Source organism: Brevibacillus sp., from assembly GCF_003521185.1.
GTDB classification, from domain to species: Bacteria; Bacillota; Bacilli; order Brevibacillales; family Brevibacillaceae; genus Brevibacillus; species Brevibacillus parabrevis.
The window spans coordinates 1-9,045 of record NZ_DOTK01000064.1; the positions used below are offsets into that span (position 1 = coordinate 1).

At 51.1% G+C, this 9,045-nt stretch carries 5 protein-coding genes, 3 tRNA genes and 2 riboswitches; all 8 genes read right to left on the minus strand.

Features of this window, described 5'->3' with window-relative positions; genetic code table 11:
• Positions 1-272: 272 nt before the first annotated feature.
• Positions 273-1,649, minus strand: coding sequence for an NCS2 family permease (locus DEP07_RS19315; protein WP_063229610.1), 1,377 nt, complete (start codon positions 1,647-1,649; stop codon positions 273-275).
• Between the two features lie 120 nt (positions 1,650-1,769).
• Positions 1,770-1,871: riboswitch (purine riboswitch) on the minus strand.
• Between the two features lie 89 nt (positions 1,872-1,960).
• Positions 1,961-3,499 (minus strand): glutamine-hydrolyzing GMP synthase, encoded by a 1,539-nt coding sequence (guaA, locus tag DEP07_RS19320; RefSeq protein ID WP_122965627.1) that lies wholly within the window; start codon positions 3,497-3,499, stop codon positions 1,961-1,963.
• A 232-nt stretch (positions 3,500-3,731) separates the two neighbouring features.
• Positions 3,732-3,834: riboswitch (purine riboswitch) on the minus strand.
• Between the two features lie 20 nt (positions 3,835-3,854).
• A complete protein-coding gene (locus tag DEP07_RS19325) occupies positions 3,855-6,089 on the minus strand; it encodes a transglutaminase TgpA family protein (RefSeq protein ID WP_173597808.1) in 2,235 nt (744 codons plus the stop codon).
• Between the two features lie 4 nt (positions 6,090-6,093).
• The gene (locus tag DEP07_RS19330) at positions 6,094-7,299 is read right to left on the minus strand and encodes a DUF58 domain-containing protein (RefSeq protein ID WP_287102910.1); all 1,206 of its coding nucleotides are present in this window, start codon (positions 7,297-7,299) and stop codon (positions 6,094-6,096) included.
• Between the two features lie 14 nt (positions 7,300-7,313).
• Positions 7,314-8,267, minus strand: a complete 954-nt coding sequence (locus DEP07_RS19335; RefSeq protein ID WP_122965618.1) for an AAA family ATPase — start codon at positions 8,265-8,267, stop codon at positions 7,314-7,316.
• 237 nt (positions 8,268-8,504) lie between these two features.
• A tRNA-Arg gene (locus DEP07_RS19340) sits at positions 8,505-8,581 on the minus strand.
• Between the two features lie 182 nt (positions 8,582-8,763).
• Positions 8,764-8,839: transfer RNA gene (locus tag DEP07_RS19345), tRNA-Gly, on the minus strand.
• Between the two features lie 51 nt (positions 8,840-8,890).
• A tRNA-Leu gene (locus DEP07_RS19350) sits at positions 8,891-8,969 on the minus strand.
• Positions 8,970-9,045: the final 76 nt, after the last annotated feature.

Consider the following 9,045-nt stretch of genomic DNA (forward strand, 5'->3'; position numbering starts at 1 on the left):
TCGCCATGCGTGGCGCACCAAAATAGCCATGCGAGGCAACTTCATGCCCGCATGGCTACAAAAAAATCACCACCGCAGGCACAAAGCACAAGAAGCGCTTGCACCTGCGGAAACATTTCCGAAGATACAAACGCTCTAGCCGTGGTGATGCTGTTGAAGGAACGATATTTGGCTAAACATGACAGAGGTCCCTCCACATCAAAAGATTTTTCCTATCATAGCGCAAAAAAAGCTCCCCGTCCAGTAGACGAGAAGCCATTTTCCAAAATATCCTATTCACGCAACCAGATGAAGTAGGCCAGGAACACGAAGAACAGAACATACATCGCCGGATGCACTTCACGCCCTTTGCCTTTCAGCAACTTCATCACTGGATAAACGATGAAGCCAGTCGCAATCCCTGTTGCGATACTGTAAGTGAGCGGCATCAACAAGATCGTCAGGAACGCCGGGAACGCTTCGTCCAGATCGTTCCAAGCCACATGGGCGATATGCGAAGCCATCAGCACACCGACGATAATCAGCGCCGGGGCGGTAACAGCCGGGGTCACAATCGCGAGCAGCGGCGAGAAGAACAGAGCCAGCAAGAACAGCACGCCTGTAACGATAGCAGTAAAACCGGAACGGCCGCCTGCTGCTACCCCTGCCGTGGACTCGACATAAGCAGTAGTCGTCGAAGTACCGAGTACCGCACCCGCCATACCGGCAATCGCATCAGAAGCGAGCGCTTTGCCAGGACGCGGCAAGTTTCCGTCTTCTTTCAACAATCCAGCTTGGCTGGCTACGCCGAGCAAAGTACCTGTTGCATCGAAGAAGTCAACGAACAAGAACGTAAGAACAACGATCAGCATGTTCACTGTAAACAAAGCAGATGGATCACCGAGGTATTGGAACGCCGCACCGAATGTCGGCGCCAGGCTCGGCGGTGCAGATACAACCTGCTCTGGCAGGCTGACCAGACCGAAGATCATCCCGACTACAGCTGTGACCACCATCCCGATGAAAATACCGGAGTTCACTTTTCGCGAAAGCAGAACGACCGTAACAATCAGACCGAAGATTGCCAGCAAGGCATTTTTCGCAGCCAATACGTCTTCTGGCTTCATTCCTTCATGGTAAAAGGTCAGATGACCCAAAGCGACAAACGTCGCGTCATTTGCAACCACAATGCCTGCGTTTTTCAAACCGATAAATGCGATAAACAGCCCAATCCCCGCAGAAACCGCATATTTCAACCCTTTTGGAATCGCTTTGATGATCGCTTCCCGAACGCCAGTCAAGGACAGAATCAAAAAGATCGTACAAGAGACAAATACCCCAGCCAATGCTTGCTGCCAAGGAATGTGCATCGTCAACACGACGGTGTAAGTAAAGAACGCATTCAGTCCCATCCCTGGTGCTTGCCCGATCGGCAAACGTCCAAGAATCCCCATGAGCAGCGTTCCGATCGCTGCTGCCAGAGCTGTCGCCGTGAATACAGCGCCGAACTCAGGGTAGTTTGCTTTCAGATCCGGCGGCAAGTCTGCACCGCTGAGAATGAACGGATTGACAGCCAGAATGTACGCCATGGCCAAAAAAGTAGTGATGCCCGCGATTGTTTCGCGGCGGTAATTGGTGCCCAGTTTGTCAAACTCAAAGTACTTCCGCACCGTAAGTCCCCCCATGCTTATGGTAGTGGCAATGAAAAAAGGCCCGGACGCTATTAGTATGCGCCTGGCCTCTTCACAAAACACTCCGGGAACAATTTCAAAAATAATAACAAACTCGCATCCCGTCGACATTTTGTTCGTAGCCAGGTCGTTAATGGCGACCCCGTAGAAACTCTTGAGCCATATTCTCAAGAATATACGAACCTTCCTATATTACCTGTTCACATTGAGAAGTGTATCAGGTGACATATCGAATGTCAACGAAAATACGAACGTTCATTTTTGAAATAAGGTGAACATCCGGATTTATTTTATTCCCACTCAATCGTTGCTGGTGGTTTGGAAGTGACATCGTACACGATGCGGTTTACGTTGTCGACTTCATTGACGATCCGCGTGGAGATTTTCTCCAGAACATCCCACGGAATGCGTGCCCAGTCAGCTGTCATGCCGTCGATGGAAGTAACGGCACGAATGCCTACTGTGTAGGAATAGGTGCGTACATCGCCCATTACGCCCACTGTCGTCATGTTCGGCAGAGCTGTGAAGTATTGCCAAATGTCCCGATCCAAACCTGCTTTGGCAATCTCTTCGCGAAGAATCGCGTCGGATTCACGAACGATCTCCAGTTTTTCCTCTGTCACTTCGCCCAAAACGCGAATGCCGAGTCCCGGACCTGGGAACGGTTGACGCCAAACGATTTCATCCGGCAAGCCAAGCTCTGTACCCAATTTGCGAACCTCGTCCTTGAACAATGTTTTCAAAGGCTCGATCAGTTCGAACTTCATGTCTTCCGGCAAGCCGCCCACGTTGTGGTGGGACTTGATCGTTTGCGCTGTCGCCGTTCCGCTTTCCACGATGTCCGTGTACAGTGTACCTTGCGCCAGGAAGTCCATGTCTGTCAGTTTGCCTGCTTCTTCATCGAATACGTAAATGAACTCGTTGCCGATGATTTTGCGCTTTTGCTCAGGGTCGGAAACGCCTTTCAGCTTGCTCAGGAAACGCTCGCGAGCGTCAATCTTGATCACTTTCATGGAGAATTTCTCACCGAATGTCTCCATGACGCTTTCGGCTTCCCCTTTGCGCAGAAGGCCGTGGTCTACGAACATGCAAGTCAATTGATCGCCAATCGCTCTGTGGATCAACGCTGCTACGACGGAAGAGTCAACGCCGCCGCTCAAGGCACACAGAACTTGCTTGTTGCCTACGGTTTCACGAATGCGAACCAGCTCGTCCTCGATGAAAGTCGTCATGCTCCAGGTAGGCTCGCAACCGCACACGTTAAACAGGAAGTTGCCGATGAACTCGCTTCCTTTTACGGTGTGACGAACTTCTGGGTGGAATTGCACGCCGTACAGCTTGCGCTCAGGGTTGCTGATCGCCGCTACCGGGCAGCTGTCGCTCACAGCATCTACGCTAAAACCAGTCGGAAGCTCTACTACTTTATCGGTGTGGCTCATCCAGACGATTTCATTCGCATCCCATTTTTCGTACAGGCTGTGGGCATTTTGCAAACGCAGCTCCGCTTTTCCGTACTCGCGTTTGCCAGCTCGCTCTACTTTTCCTTCCAGCATGTGGCTCATCAGCTGCATGCCGTAGCAAATACCCAGGATTGGCAAGCCCAGATCAAAAATTGCCGGATCTACTTTAGGCGCTCCCTCTTCGTACACGCTCGCAGGTCCACCAGAGAAAATAATCCCTTTTGGTTGCATTGCCTTGATTTTTTCTACAGGCGTATTGAACGGCATCAGCTCACTGTAGACACCGAGATCGCGAACGCGTCGCGCGATCAATTGATTGTACTGGCCTCCGAAATCGAGTACGACGACCATTTCCAATGACTTGTCCATCATATCCCCCTTCTCCTGTTACGCACAGGACGTGAGTGTCGGCTGCAATTTTGCCGACCTCCTCGCTTGATGCATGGTCAAACAGTTTCCGCTTCCCCCGGTTCTGCATCATGCTCACTCGTCTACAAGCCGAATTGTCGCATATTTGCAAAAAAACCGGGACGGTGACTCCGATCTTTCATACGGAGGCAGCGTCCCAGCTTGTGTACACATGTGTGGTTGCATGTACAGAAATCCGAAGTGCTCTCCTCGTAGTCGCCGAATTTACGGTTCAGCGGTAGAAACTTTCAGGCCGTATTCCTGATCATTATACGAGACTCATTGATCGTCATTCTAGCAGATGGGACGGCTTTGTTCAAGGCTTCAGTTGACGGATCAATCTCTCGATCAGCTGCTCTGCCACGGAACGTGCCTTTTGTTCCAATTCCTTGTAGCCGTAAACGGTTCGCTCGTACATTTCCGTCAAGTAACGCAAGTCTTGCCGCTTGTCGGCTGGAATCGTGATTCTGCCTACATACTCCCGGAGAGTCTCACCCGATTGCCGACGTGAGTAGACACTTTCCATCACGCGAAGCAACCAGTTGAAACGATCCTGGTACTTGTTTCCTTTATGTTGATCAATCTGTCTTCGGAGCCACCATAGTTGAATGTCTTTTCTCCTCCTCCAAGCCATGAAGCCCGCAACGGCTGCCACAACCACCAGCCCCGCATTGACTTGCCACGGAATCGAAAAGCTTTTCCCAGGGACGGCATCTCCCTCTTCCAGCTCATTGAAGCGCCCGTCTCCTCTGTCTGGCGAAGTCTGGTTGCCCAGATCCGGCACAGGGATCGGCAATTGCGGTTGGGAGGTTTGCAAATCGTAGTTGAATCGCACTGGCGAGATAAAGGTGCTGGTCGCTTCAAAAGGAATCCACCCATGACCCGGGAAGTACACCTCTACCCACGAGTGGGCATCTTTGTTGCGAATTTCCATGATGTCGCGGTTTTGATCGTCGCTGCCTACTCTCTCCCCCGGAGCGAAGCCTTTTACCCAGCGCGTCGGGATGTCCAGAGAGCGCAACATAACCGCCATGGAGGTGGAGAAATGATCGCAGTACCCTCTCATGCTGTCAAAGAGAAAATGGTCGACAAAATCTTGCCCCTCCGCAGCTACAGGCACATCTTTCGTTTCATACTTATATTTTCCACTCGATCGCAAGTAATTCTCGATCGCCCGGACTTTTTCGTACGGGGTCTTGGCATTTTGCGTAATCGACTTCGCCAGCTCTTTTACACGCGGCGGCAAAGTTGCCGGAAGCTGCAAGTACCGCTCTTTGATCTCTTCCGGATAGTCGGTTCCCGCTTCGGTCACTGCCTTTTCGCTGACAACCGGAACCTCTGCATTCACCTTGTACTGGTTGAGCTTGAGCAGCAATGTGTTAGGAGCGTATTCCGTTTTGCCATTTTGCGATCTGGGCTGGATCAGGTTGATTTTGCCTGCCCGCACCTCTAGCTGTTGGTTCAACTGATCATACACGACAGTAGCATTCGGCGGAGCGTAATTGCTCACCTTGTTCAATTGCCCCGGATAAAAGACAGTGGCAAACTGCTGCGGTCCTTTAAATTCCAGCGTTGCTTCTACCTTTTTCATTTCGAACCCGTGGAACAATTCATTTTTCCACTCGTAGTTTTGCGGGTCGAGAATCGCTGTGTAATCGCGTTCCCCTTTCTCCCAGCCTACACCTGTATACAGGTCTTTGGAGTCGCCGCGCCAATAGCTGCGCTCGTTCGTTGTCGCAATGAACACCAGCGTATTGTCTTGCAGAAAAGGTCCGCCCAACCGTTCGTCGTTGTTGTCGTAACCAACTTTTTTCATGACCGCTGTCGGCGTCTCGTTCCCGTTGCCCATCAGAAAAGCAATCGGATCAGGCCAGCTCGCTGCTTTCTTCGGAGCGGCATAGCCGATGCCTACGCTCACGAGAATGATCAGGAGAGAAGCCATCAGAGAACCGAAGAGAAGCCGGCTCCTTTTTTCTGCCACGGTAGCCATGTTGGTCATCTTCATCAAATGACTGACAGCCAGGAGCAAGAAGCCGAAAATGAGCGTCCGCACAATCCCCTCGCTCGCATCATACGGCAAGAACGTATCAAGGACAGCCAAATACAGCTCTGTCAAAAAGACAAACCATAAGCCTTGCCGCTGCTCCAGTACCAAGTACGTCAGCATCGTAATCAAAACGATCAGCATCAGGTCAAACAAGGCATTTCGCGACAGGATGGACATCGCTGCCCAATCCTGCTGAAAAGCCAACGGGAGGTCATGAACTATCTGCCCGTACAACTCCGCCAGCCAATCCGTCGCAAACAGCGGTGTGTCGAACAAAGAAGCATGCAAAAGCCACAGCAGGCCCAGCATTTTAATCGGTATTGTAATCCAGCGATACGGTATGGCTACGTCAATAATCAGCACTCCGGCCACGATCGCATAAAAAGGCCAAAGGATGCCTGTATCTGTCAGCTCCTGCAAAGGCAATAGCCACTCTCTTAGCATCAGGAACAGAAAAAGGGCCGAGACCCATTGCCATACCGTTGGACGTTTCCACACGCTCATGAGTCTAAGCACCTCCTATCCGCTTCCACTCTTGTTCATCGACGTGGATAGACGTACACGATACTTTGCTTCCGCCGAGCAGTTGCAGCATTCGTCTGCGCTCCTGGGAAATGGTGGCTTCGGCATGTACGTAGAACAATTGCACTCTTCTTCCTTTTTGCGACAACGCAATCAGTCGATTGACCAGGTCTTTGTCTACTCGCGGTGTGACGATAATCAGCGTTACACCTTGTTGCTGTTCCAGCGCTTCTCGCCCTACAACCCGTGCGAACGACTCGCTTCCTTGCGGCATGATTCGCGCCAGCTGATCAAACACACGCAGGAAGTGGGCATGGGACAGCGCCGGAGCAATCGAGATGCGTTCCTTTTGCCTGTACACCAGCCCGTAGTGATACTGGTTCCGGTTGGCATACGCGATCAGGCTTGCACTTAGCTTTACCGCCGTTTCGAAAAGCTGGGCTGGCTGGCCCTCGTAGCTTTCCTTTTCTACATCAAGGAAAAAGACAGCCTGATTCATCGCCTGATGCTCAAATTCCTTTGTTTTTAAGCCAGTCCCTCTGGCAGATGCACGCCAATGAATCTGGCTCAGCCGGTCACCGCGCTGATAATCGCGTACGCCCCTTACCGCAGCGACGTCGTCGGAGCGCTTGTGTGACACGTGGACATTCCCGCTGAAGCTGCCATCGCCCAAAGCCCAATGCGTCAATTCCTTATAGCGTGGATAGACGAGAAACTCCTGGGGGAATGAAAACACTTTCCGCCTTTCGCAAAATCCGAAAAAATCTCCTCCGCTGACAACACACTGATCCAGCGTGTAAAAACCGCGTGGCAGACTGGGAATGACGTAGCGAAACTCCATCTCTTTTTTAAACCAAGGAAAAATCAGCTGTCTGTGCGGCTCATACACGCCTGCGAGACGCTCCGGCAACGGCTCCACAACCATATGCCACCCGAACGGAAACCGGATTCTCCGGCGCAGACGAACCGTCACAACGACGTCCTCGCCGTCCTGCAAACGATTGCGATCGATGTGGCGTTCTACCTCCAGCGTAGAGAACATGAGAAAATACGCCAGAGCCTCATATACCAGAAACACCAGACTGCTGTAAAAAAGAAACCAGCTGGAAAAACCGCCCTGAAATTTGGCGAAAACATAGGTGATCACCACAAGCAGGACCGCTTTGAGCTTACCCCATCTTTGCTGTCTCATTCGCAGTCACCGCCTCAGCTCACCGGCACTCGGGTTTCGGTCAAGATCACGGTCAGTACCCGATCAACGGTTGCTCCTTCCAGACGTGCTTCCGGCTTCACGATCATCCGATGGGCGAATACTAACGGCACCAGTTCTTTGACATCATCCGGGATAACGTAATCTCTGCCGCGTACAAATGCAAGTGCCTGCACCGCTTTATACAAGGCAAGTGACCCGCGTGGACTTACACCAAGGTAAATATGGTGGTGTTCACGTGTACGGTGGCAAAGCCGCACAATGTATTCTTTTACCCCTTCCGACACCTTGATCGCAGCAACTTCTTTCTGGAGCTGCGTCAAGTCTGCTGCCGACAAGACAGGCTCAAGCTCTGTGAGCGGATTCACATCTGAGAATCTCGACAACATCCGCATTTCTTCATCTACAGTCGGATATCCCAAGCGTAATTGCATCAGAAAACGGTCCAACTGTGCTTCCGGCAGTGGAAACGTTCCTTCGTATTCCAGCGGGTTTTGCGTCGCCATCACAAAAAACGGGTTGGCCAACCGATACGTTGTGCCGTCTACGGTGACTGAGCGCTCTTCCATCGCTTCCAAAAGAGCGGACTGTGTCTTTGGCGATGTCCGGTTGATTTCATCCGCCAAAATCACGTTTGCAAACAACGGTCCTTGCCGAAATTCAAACTCCATCGTTTGCTGGTTGAAGATCGCTACCCCAGTCACGTCGGTCGGCAGCAAATCGGGCGTGAATTGGATACGCTTGAACTCGCCCCCGATCGATTTGGCCAGAGCGCGTACGAGCATCGTCTTTCCGACACCCGGCACGTCCTCCAAAAGAACATGCCCATTCGCCAAAATCGCTGCGACCATCATCTCGATTACCGAACGTTTTCCAATCAAAACTTTTTCTATATTATCGATCAGTTTAGCAATTGCAGGATGCATTTGGTCCAATTTAATTGGGTTCACGTTGATACATCTCCTGTTCCATCTTATTCTTCCATCGCGCATGTAACAAACTCTCGTTGTCACCTGTTTTCCCTTGTATCACCTGTATTGTTGATGTTGAAAATACAGTGTAATTCTAAAGTAATAGATGGAATTGGGAGATACAAGGAAAACTTACTTAAAATTTGTAAGAATGCAGCCGAGGTTATGCAAAAAAGAGTAGGAATTGTTCCTACTCTACGGTTTCATATGAAATAATGGCGTGCCCTGAGAGATTCGAACTCCCGACCTTTTGATTCGTAGTCAAACGCTCTATCCAGCTGAGCTAAGGGCACTTAATTGTAAGAGTCAACCTGAAACGGTTGAATAATGATGGAGCGGACGACGGGTCTCGCTTCTACTGGCACCACTTCGTCGATTTGCTACCCGACAAGCCAGATCTGAAGTGCCCGTGACACTCTTCTTTGATGCTCTTCAAGGGTAAACCCGGAACGGGTGAGAGACCCGAGAACATCTATGGAGCGGACGACGGGTCTCGAACCCGCGACCTTCGCCTTGGCAAGGCGACGCTCTACCAATTGAGCTACGTCCGCATGTACATGAACAAAGGTTTGCTCTGGCTGCAAATCCTTTTTCTTATAAGGTGCGGGTGAAGGGACTTGAACCCCCACGGTCTCCCGCCAGAACCTAAATCTGGTGCGTCTGCCATTCCGCCACACCCGCAAGATAAAACAGAAAAGCGCATCGATATTTCTATCGTGCTACTCGACTCTTGATTGTAAAAACTGGTGAGCCATGA

Coding starts and splice junctions, on each gene's coding strand:
- guaA (WP_122965627.1), bottom strand. CDS start 3,499: ATGGACAAGTCATTGGAAATGGTCGTCGTACTCGATTTCGGAGGCCAG.
- DEP07_RS19330 (WP_287102910.1), bottom strand. CDS start 7,299: ATGAGACAGCAAAGATGGGGTAAGCTCAAAGCGGTCCTGCTTGTGGTG.
- DEP07_RS19325 (WP_173597808.1), bottom strand. CDS start 6,089: ATGAGCGTGTGGAAACGTCCAACGGTATGGCAATGGGTCTCGGCCCTT.